Annotated in this window: 20 protein-coding genes; 7 read left to right on the plus strand and 13 right to left on the minus strand. The window is 40.0% G+C overall.

Going from position 1 to position 17,962, the window contains the following annotated elements; translation table 11 throughout:
* Nucleotides 1-95 precede the first annotated feature (95 nt).
* From I6E80_RS19710 to I6E80_RS19720, 3 genes are read right to left on the minus strand one after another with little or no spacing between them, the layout of a single operon-like run.
* Nucleotides 96-1,226, minus strand: a complete 1,131-nt coding sequence (locus tag I6E80_RS19710; protein WP_002961942.1) for a sodium ion-translocating decarboxylase subunit beta — start codon at nt 1,224-1,226, stop codon at nt 96-98.
* Between the two features lie 13 nt (nt 1,227-1,239).
* Nucleotides 1,240-3,021 carry a sodium-extruding oxaloacetate decarboxylase subunit alpha gene (gene oadA / locus I6E80_RS19715; protein ID WP_076925245.1) on the minus strand — a complete coding sequence of 594 codons (1,782 nt, stop codon included), beginning with the start codon at nt 3,019-3,021 and terminating at the stop codon, nt 1,240-1,242.
* A gap of 11 nt (nt 3,022-3,032) precedes the next feature.
* The gene (locus I6E80_RS19720) at nt 3,033-3,275 is read right to left on the minus strand and encodes an OadG family protein (protein WP_076925244.1); all 243 of its coding nucleotides are present in this window, start codon (nt 3,273-3,275) and stop codon (nt 3,033-3,035) included.
* Between the two features lie 519 nt (nt 3,276-3,794).
* Here I6E80_RS19720 and I6E80_RS19725 point away from each other — a divergent pair.
* The 3 genes from I6E80_RS19725 (at nt 3,795) to I6E80_RS19735 (ending at nt 4,816) form a co-directional block, all read left to right on the plus strand.
* Nucleotides 3,795-3,968 carry a DUF1328 domain-containing protein gene (locus I6E80_RS19725; protein ID WP_002961939.1) on the plus strand — a complete coding sequence of 58 codons (174 nt, stop codon included), beginning with the start codon at nt 3,795-3,797 and terminating at the stop codon, nt 3,966-3,968.
* A 56-nt stretch (nt 3,969-4,024) separates the two neighbouring features.
* Complete coding sequence (locus tag I6E80_RS19730; protein ID WP_007378921.1) at nt 4,025-4,216, plus strand: hypothetical protein; 192 nt, start codon at nt 4,025-4,027, stop codon at nt 4,214-4,216.
* Nucleotides 4,217-4,348: 132 nt separating this feature from the next.
* Nucleotides 4,349-4,816 carry a YcxB family protein gene (locus I6E80_RS19735; RefSeq protein ID WP_007583811.1) on the plus strand — a complete coding sequence of 156 codons (468 nt, stop codon included), beginning with the start codon at nt 4,349-4,351 and terminating at the stop codon, nt 4,814-4,816.
* Between the two features lie 49 nt (nt 4,817-4,865).
* Here the strand turns inward: I6E80_RS19735 and csrA are convergent, their stop codons facing one another.
* The 6 genes from csrA to ribA all read right to left on the minus strand — a co-directional run bounded on the left by csrA (nt 4,866) and on the right by ribA (nt 10,938).
* Nucleotides 4,866-5,057, minus strand: a complete 192-nt coding sequence (gene csrA, locus I6E80_RS19740; RefSeq protein WP_004587515.1) for a carbon storage regulator CsrA — start codon at nt 5,055-5,057, stop codon at nt 4,866-4,868.
* A gap of 91 nt (nt 5,058-5,148) precedes the next feature.
* The gene (locus I6E80_RS19745; protein ID WP_197186277.1) at nt 5,149-6,366 is read right to left on the minus strand and encodes an aspartate kinase; all 1,218 of its coding nucleotides are present in this window, start codon (nt 6,364-6,366) and stop codon (nt 5,149-5,151) included.
* A 6-nt stretch (nt 6,367-6,372) separates the two neighbouring features.
* Nucleotides 6,373-8,973, minus strand: coding sequence for an alanine--tRNA ligase (alaS, locus tag I6E80_RS19750; protein WP_197186278.1), 2,601 nt, complete (start codon nt 8,971-8,973; stop codon nt 6,373-6,375).
* A gap of 19 nt (nt 8,974-8,992) precedes the next feature.
* On the minus strand, nt 8,993-9,445 hold the full coding sequence (locus I6E80_RS19755; protein WP_024600766.1) for a regulatory protein RecX: 453 nt from the start codon (nt 9,443-9,445) through the stop codon (nt 8,993-8,995).
* Nucleotides 9,445-10,233, minus strand: a complete 789-nt coding sequence (locus I6E80_RS19760) for a BPSS1780 family membrane protein (protein WP_024600767.1) — start codon at nt 10,231-10,233, stop codon at nt 9,445-9,447. The genes I6E80_RS19755 and I6E80_RS19760 overlap by 1 nt, the downstream gene beginning before the upstream one ends.
* Nucleotides 10,234-10,314: 81 nt before the next feature.
* Nucleotides 10,315-10,938, minus strand: a complete 624-nt coding sequence (ribA, locus tag I6E80_RS19765; RefSeq protein WP_165735833.1) for a GTP cyclohydrolase II — start codon at nt 10,936-10,938, stop codon at nt 10,315-10,317.
* 248 nt (nt 10,939-11,186) lie between these two features.
* On the opposite strand from ribA, the gene I6E80_RS19770 reads away from it, so the two are divergent.
* A complete protein-coding gene (locus tag I6E80_RS19770; RefSeq protein ID WP_197186279.1) occupies nt 11,187-12,302 on the plus strand; it encodes an energy transducer TonB in 1,116 nt (371 codons plus the stop codon).
* A 67-nt stretch (nt 12,303-12,369) separates the two neighbouring features.
* Here the strand turns inward: I6E80_RS19770 and I6E80_RS19775 are convergent, their stop codons facing one another.
* From I6E80_RS19775 to I6E80_RS19785, 3 genes are all read right to left on the minus strand, one after another.
* Nucleotides 12,370-12,879, minus strand: coding sequence for a hypothetical protein (locus I6E80_RS19775; protein ID WP_007583799.1), 510 nt, complete (start codon nt 12,877-12,879; stop codon nt 12,370-12,372).
* 99 nt (nt 12,880-12,978) lie between these two features.
* Nucleotides 12,979-13,428 carry a low molecular weight protein-tyrosine-phosphatase gene (locus I6E80_RS19780; RefSeq protein WP_024600771.1) on the minus strand — a complete coding sequence of 150 codons (450 nt, stop codon included), beginning with the start codon at nt 13,426-13,428 and terminating at the stop codon, nt 12,979-12,981.
* 45 nt (nt 13,429-13,473) lie between these two features.
* Nucleotides 13,474-13,980, minus strand: coding sequence for a DUF3087 domain-containing protein (locus tag I6E80_RS19785; RefSeq protein WP_170072942.1), 507 nt, complete (start codon nt 13,978-13,980; stop codon nt 13,474-13,476).
* A 156-nt stretch (nt 13,981-14,136) separates the two neighbouring features.
* On the opposite strand from I6E80_RS19785, the gene I6E80_RS19790 reads away from it, so the two are divergent.
* From I6E80_RS19790 to I6E80_RS19800, 3 genes are read left to right on the plus strand one after another with little or no spacing between them, the layout of a single operon-like run.
* Nucleotides 14,137-14,772, plus strand: a complete 636-nt coding sequence (locus tag I6E80_RS19790) for an energy transducer TonB (RefSeq protein ID WP_197186280.1) — start codon at nt 14,137-14,139, stop codon at nt 14,770-14,772.
* 14 nt (nt 14,773-14,786) lie between these two features.
* Nucleotides 14,787-15,365, plus strand: a complete 579-nt coding sequence (locus tag I6E80_RS19795) for a sigma-70 family RNA polymerase sigma factor (protein ID WP_231616830.1) — start codon at nt 14,787-14,789, stop codon at nt 15,363-15,365.
* Nucleotides 15,352-15,963 (plus strand): hypothetical protein, encoded by a 612-nt coding sequence (locus tag I6E80_RS19800; protein ID WP_197186281.1) that lies wholly within the window; start codon nt 15,352-15,354, stop codon nt 15,961-15,963. The genes I6E80_RS19795 and I6E80_RS19800 overlap by 14 nt, the downstream gene beginning before the upstream one ends.
* A gap of 86 nt (nt 15,964-16,049) precedes the next feature.
* On the opposite strand, the gene I6E80_RS19805 is transcribed toward I6E80_RS19800, so the two are convergent.
* The gene (locus tag I6E80_RS19805; protein ID WP_197186282.1) at nt 16,050-17,717 is read right to left on the minus strand and encodes a P-loop NTPase fold protein; all 1,668 of its coding nucleotides are present in this window, start codon (nt 17,715-17,717) and stop codon (nt 16,050-16,052) included.
* Between the last annotated feature and the right edge of the window lie 245 nt (nt 17,718-17,962).

Consider the following 17,962-nt stretch of genomic DNA (forward strand, 5'->3'; position numbering starts at 1 on the left):
CAAAAAGCGCTGAACAAGAAACCATTTAGCGGCGAAGAAATTAAGAACAAAAAAAAGCGCAGTAAACTGCGCAAATCGGTTGGATTAAAATTAATTTAACCAACAAGTGCTAATAAAATACCCGCAGCAACTGCACTACCAAGAACGCCCGCAACATTTGGTCCCATTGCATGCATAAGTAAAAAGTTATGAGGATTACTTTCAAGGCCTACTTTGTTTACTACTCGTGCCGCCATTGGCACAGCCGATACACCTGCCGCCCCTATTAATGGGTTTATAGGTGTTTTAGATATGCGATTAAGTCCTTTTGCCATAAATACGCCAGATGCCGTACCAATTGCAAACGCGAGTGCGCCAAGTACTAAAATACCAATCGTCTCAACAGTTAAAAACTTATCTGCAGCAAGCTTTGAGCCTACAGCTAAGCCTAAAAATATAGTTGTAACATTGATGATTTCGTTTTGAGCACTGTTACTTAATCTATCAACAACACCTGACTCTCGCATTAAGTTACCTAAACAAAACATACCTACCAGCGGTATAGCAGCCGGTAAAAACATAGCCGTTAAGCTAAGCACCATAAGAGGGAAAATAATCTTTTCCTTTTTAGATACTTTACGAAGCTCTGGCATTTTTATTTTACGTTCTTCTGGAGTTGTTAACGCACGCATTATTGGCGGCTGAATAATTGGCACAAGTGCCATGTATGAGTATGCGGCTACCGCTATTGCACCAAGTAAATCAGGTGCCAGTTTTGACGCTAAAAATATTGCAGTAGGTCCATCTGCTCCACCTATAATCGCAATAGCCGATGCATCCTGTAAAGTAAACTCAAAGCCTGGCACATAGTTTAATAATATCGCGCCAAACAGTGTCGCAAAAATACCAAACTGTGCAGCCGCACCTAATAGCAACATACGTGGATTAGCAATAAGCGCACTAAAATCGGTTAGCGCCCCTACTCCCATAAATATCAATAACGGAAAAATCCCCGTATCAATACCCACATAATAAACGTAGTACAAAAGCCCACCAGGGTCTGACAAACCTGCCACTGGTACATTTGTTAAAATCGCACCAAAACCAATAGGTAGTAATAATAGTGGTTCAAAGCCTTTAGCTATCGCTAAAAATAGTAATAAACACCCTACCGCAATCATTATTAACGATGGGATTGTAAAGTTAGCAATGCCTGTCGCATTCCAGAGGTTTAAAATACCTTCCATCCTCTATTTACTCCTAAGCTAATGCAATCATAGCGTCGCCGGTAGTTACAGCATCGCCTTCACTAACTAACACTTCAGCAATTGTTCCGGTATGCGTAGCGCGTATTTCAGTTTCCATTTTCATGGCTTCCATAATAATCACTACATCGCCTTCGTTAACAACTTGCCCAGCTTTTACTTTAATCTTAAAAATATTACCGGCTAGAGGTGCGTTAAGTGTTTCGCCTGATGCTACCGAAGCCGACTGAGGAATGTGCTCAGAGTCTTTTAAGGTTACTTCTTTAAGTTCACCACCTTGCGCCACTACTACGTCGTAAACTTTACCATCTACTTTTACGCTGTACTGCTCAGCTTTTACGCCGTTATTGTTTGAAGTTGATTTAGAAGGTGCTTTACTGCTTTTATCTTCAACACAAGGTACTGGCTCGAATGCATCTGGGTTGTTGCGGTTTTTAATAAACTTCAAACCAACTTGTGGAAACAATGCATAAGTTAGTACATCATCAATTTGATCATCAGCAAGTGTTAAACCTTGCTCTTGCGCTTCTTTTAATAATTCAGCTTCAAGTGTTGCAAGCTCTGGTGCAATGTTATCTGCAGGGCGACAAGTAATAACCTCAGCTCCATCAAGCACACGCTCTTGTAGCTCTTTATTCATTGGTGCTGGTGTTAAGCCATATTCACCTTTTAATACGCCAGCAGTTTCTTTAGTGATTGTTTTATAACGCTCACCCGTAAGCACGTTAAGTACTGCTTGAGTACCTACAATTTGCGACGTAGGTGTTACTAAAGGTAAAAAGCCAAGATCTTCACGTACACGTGGGATCTCAAGTAAAACTTCATTAAGCTTATCTGCCGCGCCTTGCTCTTTAAGTTGGTTTTCCATGTTTGTAAGCATGCCACCAGGTACTTGAGCTAGTAAAATACGACCATCAACCCCTTTTAAGCTACCTTCAAATGCCGCATATTTTTTACGTACATCTCTAAAGTAAGCAGCAATTTCTTCTAGGTGATTTAAATCAAGGTCAGTATCGCGCTCGGTACCTTCAACTATCGATACAATAGTTTCAGTAGCAGTGTGTCCGTAAGTCATACTCATAGATGAAATAGCGGTATCAAGCATATCAATGCCTGCATCAATCGCTTTTTGATAAGTCGCAGTACTTAAACCAGTTGTAGCATGGCACTGCATAGCAATAGGAACCGATACAGTTTCTTTAAGTGCTTTAATTAGTTTTTCAGCATCGTATGGCTTTAATAAACCCGCCATATCTTTAATACAAATTGAGTGACAACCTAAATCTTCTAATTGCTTAGCAAGAGTTAGCCACATTTCAAGCGTATGAACAGGGCTAACTGTATACGAAATAGTACCTTGAGCGTGTGCGCCTACTTTTATAGCCGCTTTAATCGCTGTTTCAAGGTTGCGTACATCGTTCATTGCATCGAATATACGAAATACGTCAACGCCATTTTTGTGTGCGCGTTCTACAAATTTTTCAACTACGTCATCAGCGTAATGGCGGTAACCCAATAGGTTTTGACCGCGTAATAGCATTTGCTGTTTAGTATTAGGCATCGCTTTTTTAAGCGCACGAATACGCTCCCAAGGATCTTCGCCTAAATAACGAATACACGAATCAAATGTAGCACCGCCCCACGATTCAATAGACCAATAACCTGCATCATCTAGCTTGCTAGCAATAGGTAGCATATCGTCTAGGCGCATACGTGTTGCGAGCAATGATTGGTGCGCATCGCGTAATACCAATTCTGTTAATTTTAATTTAGCCATGTGTGTGCCCCTTATTTGTTATTTGATTTGTACTGAGCAATGGCAGCACTAATAGCAGCGATGTGCTCATTAGGCACACCTTGAGATTTAAAAGACGGTGATTTAGCTGGTGATGCCTCTGGTTCGCTAAAGCGCGTCACCAAATTAGACATAAGCGTTACTGCACCAATTAATATCGACAGAAATACAAACACCCCAACCATACCAGTTAGCATTAAGCTACCAGCCGTTGTGAGTAGAGCACCTATATCCATTTTTCTCCCCCTTGAAACCCATATCGAAAATAAAAAATCGATTTAATTAAATATTTATTCACTGGATGATAACAAAACTAGTCGCTTTGTCTACATCTTGTAAATTGGTAAAACCAATTAAACTATAAACAACATAACACTCAACTTATTTACATGCCATAACCCAGCAACCATGCGCCCTACAATACACGTAGGAAATAACGACTATAGCTAATAGTTATATAGAAGTTGTTAATTAACTATTCAACTTAATAAAAATACACACCAAACTTTATAATAAGTACAAAAACACGCACTAATTGTTAATTGGTCTTACCAAAAAAATTATTCTCAGTGGATTTTTGCCAGCAATTTGTAACAGTGTGAATAACTTACATAACAAAGCGTAAAAGTTACTAACTAACAAATAACTAAAAACATAACCAAAAAACATAAGTCACTGATATTAATATAAAATAAACTTTGGCATGTAACTGGCATTAGTTATTATGAGCAAATTTGATAACCAAGGAGAAAACAATGTTACGCTGGACAATTACATTTTTAGTTATTGCTTTAATCGCTGCAGTGTTAGGTTTTGGTGGCATCGCAGGTGCCGCAGCTGGTATAGCAAAAATTATATTTTTTATCTTTTTAGTACTTTTAGTGATTTCATTAGTTTCAGGTGCACTACGTGGTAAATCGCCCAGGTAGATAAAGCATGCAACTAACACACTAAAATTTAATTAAAACTTACAAGGAATTACATTATGAATTCAACAACTGTAAAAGCAGCACTAATCGGTCTATTCGCAAGTTTTTTCATCATGGGTTGTGAAGACAACCATGCAGAAGACGCAGGCGAACGTATTGACGAAGCAGTAACTGACGTGCAAAACAAAGTAGAAGATGCATGTGAAAATGTTAAAGAAGGCGTAAACGCTGAAGAAACTAACTGTTAATTCTTCTTTTATCGCTAAAAAACGGCCTTAGGGCCGTTTTTTTGTGTCTGTAATAAAATCGCTGACTATAAAGCTGCTCATTTAGCGATTAGCTTGTTAAAATAAAAAAAACGATATTTAAAGCAAGGCAATATGGCATTTACAACAACCTACACGCTAGATAAACCCTACTTTTATGAGTGCTTTGATGAGTCACTCCCGTACAGTAAACGCGCCAAACCTAAGTACTTTTTACTTGTACTACTGGTTGCGCTTGGTTTATTTGGCATTTATGTTTTAAACGATCATTACTTAGGATCGTTTATGATCATGCTAGGTGTACTAGAGTGCGTCGCTTTTTACTATCGCAGACCTTGGTGGGTAACCAGACAAATGCTCAGCAGAGCATCAGGCTCAGAAGTAACACTTACCTTTGATGAAGAAGGCATTAAATCGGCTAATCATTACAAAAGCTTTCAGCTAACTTGGCAAGACATAAGCGAAGTAATAGATACGCAGCAAGGTATTATTATTAAAAATAAAAGCGGCATGCAGTATATTTCAAAACAAATATTAACCCCAGAAACACTCGCTTTTATAAACAAAAAAGCCACTCAGTGAGTGGCTTTTGACTAGTTGAGTTAATTACTCAGCTACGTATACGTGTTGATTAAGCATTGCCCGGATTAGGGTTCGACTTTTCAGCTTGTATGCGCATGTAAATCTCTTCACGATGCACTGATACGTCTTTTGGTGCATTAACACCGATTCGAACTTGATTTCCTTTAACACCTAGAACAGTAACTGTTACTTCGTCACCAATCATTAGGGTTTCACCTACTCTACGAGTTAGTATTAGCATTCTCTTGCTCCCATGTTCCAATAAAAATTATAAGATTCCGCTTAAACATACTAATGAAAATTAGACTGAAAAGTAAGTAAAAACTCTCAATCTATCCATTTTCTGTTAAAAATGCTTTGTGTAATGCACGAACAGCCAACTCTAGGTACTTTTCATCTATTAAAACTGAAATTTTGATCTCAGACGTCGAGACTAAAACCACATTAATATTTTCCTGCGCTAATGCATCAAAAAATAAACTTGCTACACCAGAATGCGATTTCATACCCATTCCAACAGCAGACACTTTAGCGACTGTTGGTAATCCGCTTATATTTTGAGCACTGAGTTGAGCTTGATCTTCGCTCAATAATTCAAGTGCTTGCAGATAATCATTCGAGTGCACAGTAAAAGCATAGTCTATTTTTTCAAAGATATGATTAACTTGATTAATCATATCTACTTCGATGCCATTATCAGCAAAAAGTTTCAATATTTTTGAAAGATATTGTGTACCGCTTGGCACACCATCGACTTTAATTAAACATTCGTCACGATTAAACGCAATCCCCGATACCACCTTGCTTGGCATATCGTTCTCCTCAAAACTTATTAATGTGCCTTCATCAGGATTAAAGCTCGAAAGCACCCTAAGTGGCACATTGTGTCTACCTGCAGCTTCTACTGAGCGAATGTGCAAAACTTTCGCCCCTAAACTTGCCAGCTCCAGCATTTCGGCAAAGGTAACTTGGCTCATTCTGCGCGCGTTAGGTTCAACACGAGGATCTGTAGTATATACGCCGTCAACGTCTGTATAGATCTGGCATTCGTCGGCTTTTATAGCCGCTGCTATTTCTACAGCCGATGTATCGGTGCCACCGCGCCCAAGCGTTGTAATGTTGCCCTCAACATCACGCCCTTGAAATCCAGCAATAATAGCAATACGGTTATGTTCAAGCTCATGCTTTAAGCGTGTAGCTGCAACCTCTGCAATACGGGCTTTGCCAAACATGTTATCGGTTAGAATATTAACTTGCTCGGCTAACAAGCTTACAGCTGAATGACCACGTTTAATAATAGCCATAGCAAGCAGCGAAACAGAAACCTGCTCTCCGGTGCTAATAAGTACGTCTAGTTCACGGCTACTCGGGCGAGTATCGATTTGTTTGGCGAGATTAATTAAGCGGTTGGTTTCTCCCGACATAGCCGAGAGCACCACAACCACTTGATGCCCTTGTTGTCTGGTCTTAACAACAAGGTCGGCGACTGCTTCAATTCGCTCTATTGAGCCTACCGAAGTGCCACCGAATTTTTGAACAATAAGCGCCACTTAGGCTTAAGTACGCTCAGTTAACCAAGCTGTTACGCTATCTAATGCAGCACCAAGGTTTTGTGGCTCACTACCACCGGCTTGTGCCATATCTGGACGACCGCCACCTTTACCACCTACTTGGCCTGCCATGTGGTTAACTAACTCACCGGCTTTTACTTTGCCTGTTAAGTCTTTAGTTACACCAGCAATTAGGCTTACTTTGTCGCCACTGGCAACACCCAGTGCAATAACACCTGAGCCAATCTTGTTTTTAAGGTCATCAACCATACCGCGAAGCGCTTTAGATTCAGTCCCTTCAACGTTTGCAACTAACAGCTTAACGCCATTAATTTCTACTATTGAGTCAAGTAAAGACGCGCCCGCTGCACTTGCTAGCTTATCGCTAAGTTGTGCAATTTGCTTTTCAAGGCTCTTTGATTTTTCAAGAAGCGCAGTAACTTTTTCAAGTACCGATGCGCTATCGCCTTTAACTAAAGCTGCAACATCGCTAAGTTGTTGCTCTTGCTCGCTAACGTACGCTACAGCATCTGCACCAGTTACGGCTTCAATACGACGTACGCCTGCGGCAATACCACTTTCAGATACAATTTTGAATAAACCAATATCACCAGCGCGCTCAACGTGAGTACCACCACAAAGCTCAATAGAGTAGTCGCCAATAGTAACTACACGTACTTCGTCATCGTACTTTTCACCAAATAACGCCATTGCACCTTTCGCTTTAGCATCATCAATAGCCATAAGCTCAGTATTAAGTGCAAAGTTACGACGAATCTCGTCATTAACTACGCGCTCAATTTCACGTAGCTCATCTTTAGTAACCGCTTCAAAGTGTGAAAAGTCAAAACGTAAACGATCAGGCTGAACAAGTGAGCCTTTTTGGCCTACATGGTCACCTAATAGTTGGCGTAGTGCTTCGTGTAAAATATGCGTAGCTGTGTGGTTTTTCTTAATGCTATCGCGACGCGTATCATCAATAGTTGCGTCCACTTTATCGTTAACACCAATACGGCCTTGTACAGTACCGTGGTGAGCAAAAGCATTACCAAGCTTAGTGGTATTAGTAACATTAAATTCGCCACCAGCAACTGTAATAGTACCCGTATCACCCGTTTGGCCGCCAGATTCAGCGTAAAAAGGTGTGCGGTCTAGTACTACAATACCTTGTTGACCATCTTCTAATAACTGAACAGCTTCGCCACCGGCAAAAATTTCAACCACTGTCGCGCTATGGTGTGTGCTGTCGTAGCCTTTAAACTCAGTAAGCTTTTCTGATTTTAATTGCTCGTTGTAATCAGCACCAAATTTACCCGCTTGTTGCGCTGTTTTACGTTGTACAGCCATACACTCTTCAAAGCCTTGATGATCAATCGTCATCTGGCGCTCACGCGCAACATCGGCCGTTAAATCAGCTGGAAAACCGTACGTATCATAAAGCTTAAATACTAAGTCGCCTGGTATAATATCGCCTTTAAGGTCGCTTAAGCTTTCTTCTAAAATAGCTAAGCCACGCTCAAGTGTTTTACCAAACTGTTCTTCTTCAATGCGTAATACTTTTTCGATAATTTCTTGTTGCTTAGCAAGCTCAGGATACGCTTGACCCATTTGCTCAATTAGCGCAGCAACTAATTTATAGAAAAACGAACCTTGTGCACCTAACTTATTACCGTGGCGCACAGCACGACGAATAATGCGGCGTAGTACATAACCACGGCCTTCGTTAGATGGCATAACACCGTCTGAGATTAAAAACGCACACGAACGAATATGATCCGCCACTACACGTAGTGACTTGTCGTCCATATCTTGCGCGTTAGTAACACTTGCAGCAGCGGCAATTAAGCCTTGGAATAAATCGATTTCGTAGTTTGAATGCACGCCCTGCAAAATAGCAGAAATACGCTCAAGGCCCATTCCCGTATCAACAGATTGCTTAGGCAGTGGCAGCATAGTGCCGTCGCTTTGACGGTTGTACTGCATAAATACCAAGTTCCAAATTTCGATGAAACGGTCGCCGTCTTCCTCTGGAGAGCCCGGAGGTCCGCCCCAAATGTGTTCACCATGGTCATAAAATATTTCAGAACACGGACCGCACGGACCGGTATCGCCCATAGACCAAAAGTTGTCTGAGGTCGCAATACGAATAATACGATCTTCACTTAAGCCAATGTCTTTTGACCAGTACTCAAATGCTTCTTCGTCATCGTGGTAAATAGTTACTAAAAGTTTTTCTTTTGGTAGTTTTACTTCTTCAGTTAAAAACTCCCATGCAAACTTAATAGCTTCTTGCTTAAAGTAATCACCAAAACTGAAGTTACCTAACATTTCAAAAAATGTATGGTGGCGAGCAGTGTAGCCTACGTTTTCTAAATCGTTATGCTTACCGCCAGCACGTACACAACGCTGCGAGCTAGTCGCACGTGTATAAGGGCGGCTTTCTGCGCCTAAAAATACATCTTTAAATTGCACCATGCCGGCATTGTTAAATAACAACGTGGCATCATTACCCGGTATAAGCGAGCTTGAAGGTACAACTTGATGTTGCTTGCTGGCAAAAAAGTCTAAAAACTGTTGCCTAATTTGTGCGGTAGTCATGTGCTGCATTTGAAAGTCTCACCTGTATTTACTGTGCTTGCATTGCAAAATTAATTTCATCGTAGCTAAAACCCCGATACATTAAGTAGCGCACGCGCTTAGCTTTATCTTTGTAATCGAGATCTGGCGGTGTATTTGAATATTTTTTATTGTACGCATCCTGCGCAAGCTCAAACCAATCTACTTCAAGCTCTTCAACTACCATTTCAAGTAGCGAACGATCAATCCCTTTGCCCATAGCTTCGCTTTGTATTCGCTTAAGCCCGTGGCATTTAAATATGTGTTTTCTTACAAAGCCTTCACAGTATCGTTGCTCGTTGATAAAATTGTGCTTTTCGCACCAATCAAGCAGCGTTTCAATAAACTCTTCTGTGGCTTCTTTTTGCTGTAGCTTAAGCGTTAACTCACGACGCGAATATTCTTGGCGCCCTAGTAACCAAAGTACATAGTTTTTTAGTTTTTGCTTTAATTTATCATCCATTAAGCGTCAAAACGTCCGCTTGTTTCACTGCTAAGTGGCTTAACATTAATGTCGTCACTTGGTGGTACAACAGGCATAAAAATGGCTTGATAAGATACAAAAAAGCTAATGTAGCAAATCGGCATTAAAATCAACAGTGGTAAGAACGATAAGAACATCGAAAGCGCCATAAATAATGCGCAAATAAGGCCAAAAACGCCAAGTGGCAAAATGTTATGATAAAACACCATTAACGATTTTTTAAGTGCCGTTAAAATACGTGTTTCTTTACTAAAATAAACAAGCGGTACGGCGTACGCAAATGCTGTTAAATAAATTAGCATTGCCATAAAAAATAAAATTACATTTGCGCCCGAAATACTATCAAGCATTTGTTCAAGTGCTACGTTTGGATCAAGCCCTGGTTGGCTCATAACAGCCACTGCATCGGCAAATAAGCCATTAGCAAGTAATGCCATTAAAATGCCCGCACCCATTTGGTAAAGTGCTAAACGCAATAACCCTAAGCGATTCCCTTTTGCCGTAAATGGCTTGAGAATATCGGCCAGCATAATTTTTCCGCCCTGCTGCTTACTAAGCACCGCTTGATAAAACCCTGCGGTTAAAAATGGCGTAGCTAGCGCTGCTACCACTTGCAGTAAAGGTAAAAATAAAGACAGCAGCCCTACAATGCCAATAAATAAATGCATAAAAATAAAGGTTGCTGGCTGGGTTTTAAAAATAAGCCATCCGGCTTTTAACCACTTTAGCCCTGCATCGGCTTTAAAAATTCGTAATTGTGTAGACATACTTGCTCTTAATTTAAAACGAAACACGCCAAGTATAACTTGGCGTGAGGGGGTATTAATAGACGAAACGTAATTAAATGATTAAGGTTTTTTAATTTTCTTAATATCTAACATATGCGCGCCATGCTTAATTTTTGTTTCTAGGTACGATTTATTACCCGCAACACCCGCTTTAATGTGCGCATGCGTGCCCACAACCGAGTCAACATTAATACCGGCGTCTTTTAATGCGTTAAGCTTTTTAGGATTATTGGTCATTAATTTAACGTGGCTTAAATTAAGCGCATTGAGCATTAATACCGCATCCGAAAAATCACGTAAATCATCAGCAAAGCCTAAATGATTATTAGCTTCGTAGGTGTTCATACCTTGCGATTGCAATACGTAAGCATCAATTTTGTTGTATAAACCAATGCCACGACCTTCTTGGCGTAAATACAATAAAATACCGCCTTTTTCGTGCATCATTTCAATACATTCATTTAGCTGCTCGCCGCAATCGCAACGCGATGAGTAAAATACATCACCCGTTAAACACTCAGAATGCATACGAATAAGCGGTACATCTTGCTCTGTATCAGCGTTGTTAAACACCATAGCAATATGTTCTTTGCCATCTTTTAAATCAGTAAATGAGATTATTTCTGCAGGGATATCACTATTTCTGCCAACATTAAGCTGGACTCTTGCTCTTACTTGCGCCACGACAAATCCAAATATTTAAATAACTACGACACGACAATAAAGTGATAATATCACAAAATAGGATAAATACACCGTAGTACAAGACTGTTTATGGCAAATATATGGCGACGACAGGCGTTATTTTCAATGATTGTTAGCAATAAATTAATACAAATAACAGCCAATGTTATTTACTTTGATTTACCTTAATCAGTGACACTTACAGGCACGTTTGGTATTTTGTATTTTAAACAACGATAGGGATTATTATGAAACGTCAGCAACTCGCTTTATTTATAGGCTTAAGTTTATCTGCTGTAAGCGCAACAACTTTAAGCACTACAGCACTCGCCAGCCAAGCCAGCGATCCTCAAACGGTATTTAGCCAAGCATACCAAAGCTATTTAGCAGCAGTTGAAACAGACGAAAACGTACAACAAACTGCCAAACTTGCTTACACATCAGGTAAAACCGTTTATGGTGAAAGCTCAGATAACACCGCTAACTTAGCTATTAATTACGCTAAAGCGATTAAAGGCTACGGCGATGAGCTAAACGAACAGCGTTATACCCTTTATAATGAAGCACACACTATTTTAGCTGCAAACCACGGTAAACTATCAATAGAAACACTTGATGCACTACTTGGCCAAGCCAACTACACAACATCGGCATATCAAGCAGCTAACTTTTTAGAACAAGTAATTGAAATAGCTAAAACACAAAATAAGCCTAAGTTTGTAGCCGACATGAAACTTGAAGCGGCAACGCTACTGGCTAAAAAGTTTAGCTCTAAAAAATATCGCGAAGCGAAAAACTACCTAGAAGAAGCCGACGAATACTATCGTGAAAATCTGCCTAGTAGCTCGGTAGAGCAAATTAAAGCCAATTTTTTAATAGCCGCGTTTGCCGAAGGCAGTAAAAAATATAATCAGGCAATTGAGCGCTTAAACAACATAGTTACTGCGTTTGACGATAACTTAAAATACGATCACAGTGCTGAGCTAACCGCTCATTCTAAACTTGTAGGTCTATACGAAAAACAAGGCAAAAGCGAAGAAGCAACTAAACATTGCCTAGCTATCGCTCAAATGGTGCCATGGAAAGAATCGCAAGAGCAAACACCGCTCTATCGTGTTAATCCTAAATACCCAGCGCATAAAGCCAGATTTAGTACCGATGGTAGCGTTGTTATGGAGTTTGAGGTAGATACTGCAGGCTTTGTAAAAAATCTAAAAGTACTTAGCTCTGAAGGCGGCAGCGCATTTGAAAAGTCAGCCCAAGCAGCGCTTGAGCAATGGCGTTACGCACCAAAGTTTGAAAACGGCAAACCCGTTAGCGCTATTTCTCAGGTACAACTCGACTTTAAAATTAACCGCAACTAAAAGCGGCTCATTAAAAAAGGCGCTTTATGCGCCTTTTTTAATGCCAACAAATACAAAACTCACGTAGTTAAAATTCGTAACTTACGCTAATACCGCCATCAGCTCTTTTTTCGTTGCTGTCGCTTGCTTTACCATAGCCCACATCTAGCTCTAACCTAAAACCCGCACTGTTCAACCCGTTAAAGTTATAACTGTACGTAAGCCCTATGCCGTTTGTTGTTTCTTCATCAAAAATACCGCCAATTACACAACCTAGCGTATTAGCAAAGTCAGTTGCTACATCATTTGTTGAACTTTCACACTCTTGGTCTGTATCTCTTGCGCCAATAGCGCCCACAAGCGCGCCAAAAGCATGTTTTTTATTATCGCTTACTGCTTGTTCAAAACCTGCTGAAAATCCATCATCAAGGCCTAGTTTATAGTTTGCATACCAGCGTTGTGTGTCGTCGTTAGCCGATAAAGACACCTCAGGAATAACTAAATAAGGATAGCCCCCCCCAATAGAAAAACTAACATCATTAGCAAAAGTAGAACAAGAAGCGATAGATAAAGTCAGTAGTAATATTTTTATTTTCATAAAGTTCCCTTTGAGTAAGTATAAAATGTACTCACTTTAGGGACGCTGTGCAATACGACAAAAAGCTCGTTAAATTTAGCTTTAGTAATAAAATAGGGATTAAATTTTAGCGAGTATTTTATCGCTAGCCGCTTCAATTAAATCGAGCACATTTTCAAAGCCATCATCGCCGCCGTAATAAGGATCGGGAATCGCACTAACGCTCTGTTCACCAAACTCTAAAAACAACGCTAATTTGTACTGTAGATGCTCAGGGCATTGGGCTTTTAAATCAGCTAAATTTTGCGTATCGGCCGCTAAAATTAAATCAAACTCAGTAAAGTCGCTTGTACGTACTTTACGTGAATAAATACCTTTAAAGCTGTAACCGCGCTTCTCCCCTGCTGCCATTGAGCGACTATCAGGCGTTTTACCTTCGTGATAACCAATAGTGCCCGCCGAATCAACTTTAACGTTAACACCTAGCTTTTTAGCTCGGGCTTTTAATACCGCCTCTGCGGTTGGCGAGCGGCAAATATTACCTAAACACACTATGAGTACTTTTTTCATTAAGGCTCCTCTCACTAATTTAAAAACCTATGTTTTAAAACTGTTTTAAAACTGTTTTAAAATACTTGCGTCGTAATCTTCAACATTAAGCGTTACATTATGTTGCGCTGCAACAGATTCAAGCTCAGCTTGTTTAATGGCTAAATCGTCCATAGTGATTAGGTTATCGTCTAGCTGCCACAATAACCGAGAGCCCGCGTAGCTATAATGAATTGCTAATAACGCATCGGCATTGCCTTCACGGCCAGCGGCTTTTAACTTAGCCATTTTACGGGTTATTTTATTAAGTGCTTTTTTAAGCTCCCACACATAAACAACTTCTGTCATAAATGTATGTGAACGGTATTTATTAAGTAACCACGCAAGCCCAAGGCTAGTAATAGCAACGCCTATTAAGTTCCAATGAAAGTGGCTACCACTTTCATCAGGAAATAAAGCAATCAACGTTTGCGATATAGCCAAGCTGCCTACAGCCAAACCAATACCACATCCTGCAATAACACGGTTTAAATGTTTACGGTAACGCGCTTTATTTATTTCAATGAGTTGCATAAAAGCCTAAAAAGTTAATAAGTAAAAGAATGCGAATGGCTATTGTAACTAAACCCCACATTTTTTATAAAATTATTTCACCCCTTTTTGATTTGCCACCCGTTATAGCTTTGAAAACACCCTAATTGTAGTGGTCAATAAAATTTGGAGCGGCTTATGCACACACTTGAAGTACCTAAAAACCCAGTATTTATTAAAACATCGACTGCCGTTATTGGCGGCGCCGCGATGACCTTTGCAGCTTTTGCGTTTATGCAATATTTAATAAGTGGCGAGCAACGCGCACCGGTTAAACCAGGGGACGATATTATAGTAGAGATTTTTCAAGCACCTGAGGATTCAAAAGTCAGGCATATACAAAAAATACAGCCACCACCGCCGATGCCTAAAGTACCGCAAAAAGCACCACCGCTTGATACATCAGCGGATCCTGTGCTGGCAATTAGCGACTTTACGCCAGTTACGATTGACGATTTTGGTGGCGACATTAACAACACCATTAATCGCCCAACAGGGGATGCAACTCCCATAGTGCGCATAAACCCTAAATACCCAACTACAGCAGCGCGCGATGGCATTGAAGGTTGGGTGCAACTAAGCTTTAGCATTTCGCCAACGGGTGAAGTAATCGACCCAGTCGTTATTAACGCCGAGCCAAAACGTACATTTGATCGCGAAGCAATAAGAGCTATTAAACGCTGGAAATATCGCCCCAAAGTAATTGAAGGTGTGGCACAATTACAAACAGGTCAAACTGTACAACTCGATTTTAAATTAGATAACTCTATTTAACGGACTAAACGCCTATGCTACTAAGTATTAAGTCATGGTTATTTGAAACGCCAAGCAAGGACTGCATGGCAAGTTACGCAAAAAGTGGCGACAATCGTTACTTAGAGCAGCTTGTTGCCCTCTACAGTAACGACTTATACCACTACCTTGTTACGCAATCTAATACGCATTTAGCATACGACGTAAGCCAACAAACATGGCTAAAAGTAATCGAAAAACGCCACCTTTACCAAGCGCAAACCACACCCAAAGCGTGGTTATTTAAACTTGCCCGCAACACACTCATTGACGAATACCGCAGGCAACAGCACTTTGTAGAGTTTGACGAAAACACGCATTTAGCAGCACAAAATGATAAAAGCGAAAGTGGCTTAACTATAGGCAGCTCAAACATAAGTTACGACGCGTTCGACGCCGCCCTAAAACAACTTAGCTTTGTACAGCGCGAAGCCATAACCTTGCAACAAGAAGGCTTTTCGCTCGCCGACATAGAACTTATAACGCAAAGCAGCCTTGAGACCATTAAAACAAGGCTGCGCTACGCCAAGCAAAACCTTAAGCGTTTATTAGGAGCAAACAATGAACAAGCCTGATGAGCCGTTTGATCAAAAGCTCACACAACACTACAAAGAGCGAAAAGAGCGCACAACACTTACAAGCACTCAGCAAAAAGCGTTACTTAAAAAGGCCACGCACACAAAGCCTAAAAAGTTCGGCTTTACGCTACAGCTAACCAGCCTTGCCTGCGCACTAGGTGTGTTTGCTTTTATTGTTTTTGATAATAACGATGGCATTAACCACGCGCCTAAAACCGTGCTTAATACTATAGACATTCACGACTATTCAATTATTAAAACACACGAAATAAATCAAGCAGGTAGCTACGCAAGCTCCATAAACGAGCAAAAACACGCACTCGATAGCCAATTAGCTAACGATTTACGCCGCCACCAACAACGCCACATAGAATACGGCACACTCGTAAAGGTAGATAAAGACTGGTACATAGCCAGCTGTAATGACGAGGTACTAGTACAAATTAAGCATTCGCTGTTGAGTGATTTAAAAGGTAAACACGCGGTCGAAAGTAATATAAATACAGGCGATATGCTCGCCATGGCGCATAACGGCAAAGGGCAAATTATTGCGCTTAAACATGCAGGTGCTGGGGTTAGGCAGTGTGGGGCTTAGGTGGTTTGGTCCAGTTGAGGTTGGTGGTAATTTAGATAAATATTACCACCGAGAACACAGAGACGCTAAGCGCTGCACAGAGATAGTTAACTATCGCCCATGTAATCTAATGGTGAGGAAAGCTCTATAAAATCACGATATTGTTCTTTAGTAATTTTGTTGTATTCATCTTTGATATAAATATAGTCAAGCCATAATAAAGTAACTTCTGGAGAAGTTTCTATTTTATGCTGTGCTAACGCCTCTTCTGCGTATTGCAGTTCCGTTAAATCATCATCACTAGAAGAAGTAAAATAGAAATCATCTACATGTAAATCAAAGATTTTACAAAAGGTATTCTCAATAAATTTAGATAGTGGAATAGGATAATTTCCCTCAAAGTACTTATTATCTTTAGGAACGAAGCGGCCGTTATGGAATTGAGAGGTGTATGACTGTGGATCAATAAAATAGATTAACTCGGCTGATAAATACTCTTTTGATATATCCTCTTGTAAGAAGTCAGCTAGGCTAATATCTATGATCTTATTTTCATTACCTCGTTCTGTTCTTTTGAACCTACCATTTATCATCTCCTCATAAAGTGGGTGGTCTTTTTCATAGATACAAGACAAAATAGCGAGCACAAGCACATCAACTTTTTTACCATTTGGTAAATTTACAATAATGGCAGTAATGCGTTCAGTAATTTGAATGGCTGTTCTAGGCGGCACTTGGAACGCATCTAATACAACTGAGATATTAGCTAAAGCGGTTTCGGGTGTTTCTGTTCGGGGAAGTATCTCAATTTTTTTACTTTCTAAGTACGTAGATTCGAATTTAGTTGTATCACTATGTACTGATAAAAAATCCTTTAAAACAGGGCGTTTTAAACTATAACGGCTATTAAAAAAGCGGCCTAGGTAAATCTTAGCATCAAAGCCTTCACCATAAATTGATTTGATTGTATGTTGAAGCTGTTCAGTATCTGTTGCTACAACAAACACGATACCTTTAACATCAAAAATATGTTTAATCGTCTCTAACATTTCTACTGCATAACTTGGGCGACAACGATCTAACTCATCAATAAAAATAAATATGGGTAACGACTTACCTTCCTGCTTTTCAAACTTACTGACCCAATCAGCTAACTTAGCTTTTATTACTTCAACGCTTTTATTTTTAGCTTCATGATCTTTAATCAAGTTTTGTGCAAGCGCCTTTACTGCGGGTGAAAAGTCGCTGCTCGTCGGCTTATTAGAGTTTTGATTTTGGTCACTATCAATTTCTTCATCAGAAAATAGTAATGTGTGTAACTCATCTAAATCGATGCCTGATATTTTTTTAGTTAGACCTTGTGCAATAGCAGGTGCAACAGCCTTAAATATCGAAACGGCACTTTTAGGTATTGTTATATTAAACTTAGCTTGAAGCTGAAGCTGCTTTATAATACCTGCAATTACAGTTAAAAATGGGTCGTCTGAATAGTCTTGCTGCCATGCATCAATATATACAACAGGAAAATCTACTATTAATTCTCGTGACCAACGCTTAAGAAAATATGTTTTACCTGCCCCCCATTCTGCATTTAAGTTTAATACATAGTTTTTCTTTTGTTCATCATAAGGCCTGCTTTTGTCAAATCCCTCTTGAGCCAATAGCCTTGATAAGAATGTGGCGTAGCGAGCACGATCTAATTTATCTGCAGGAAAATATTCTTCTAATGGAGGCTTAGTTGCTTTACTCCAATTGAATTCTTTAATCTCTTTCATTTAATTCCTTTTAAGTAGTCTTTTTTTTCATAGTGCAATATAAAACGATCGCCGCTGAATTCTCCGGGCTAACGCCCGACGCGCCAGCAAGCTGTACGCCTACAATAAACACTACACATACTTAGCTTTGGGTGTGCTCATTGCATTGACGATCTGTTGGGTTTCGTGTCACTCAACCCAACCTTGTATCTCTTCTTGATGAGTGTTTAGCTAGCACTTGTCACATCGGGAAGACAGTGAGCTCG

Origin of the sequence: Pseudoalteromonas sp. NSLLW218, assembly GCF_015864775.1 — a bacterium.
In the GTDB taxonomy this organism is placed as follows: Bacteria; Pseudomonadota; Gammaproteobacteria; order Enterobacterales; family Alteromonadaceae; genus Pseudoalteromonas.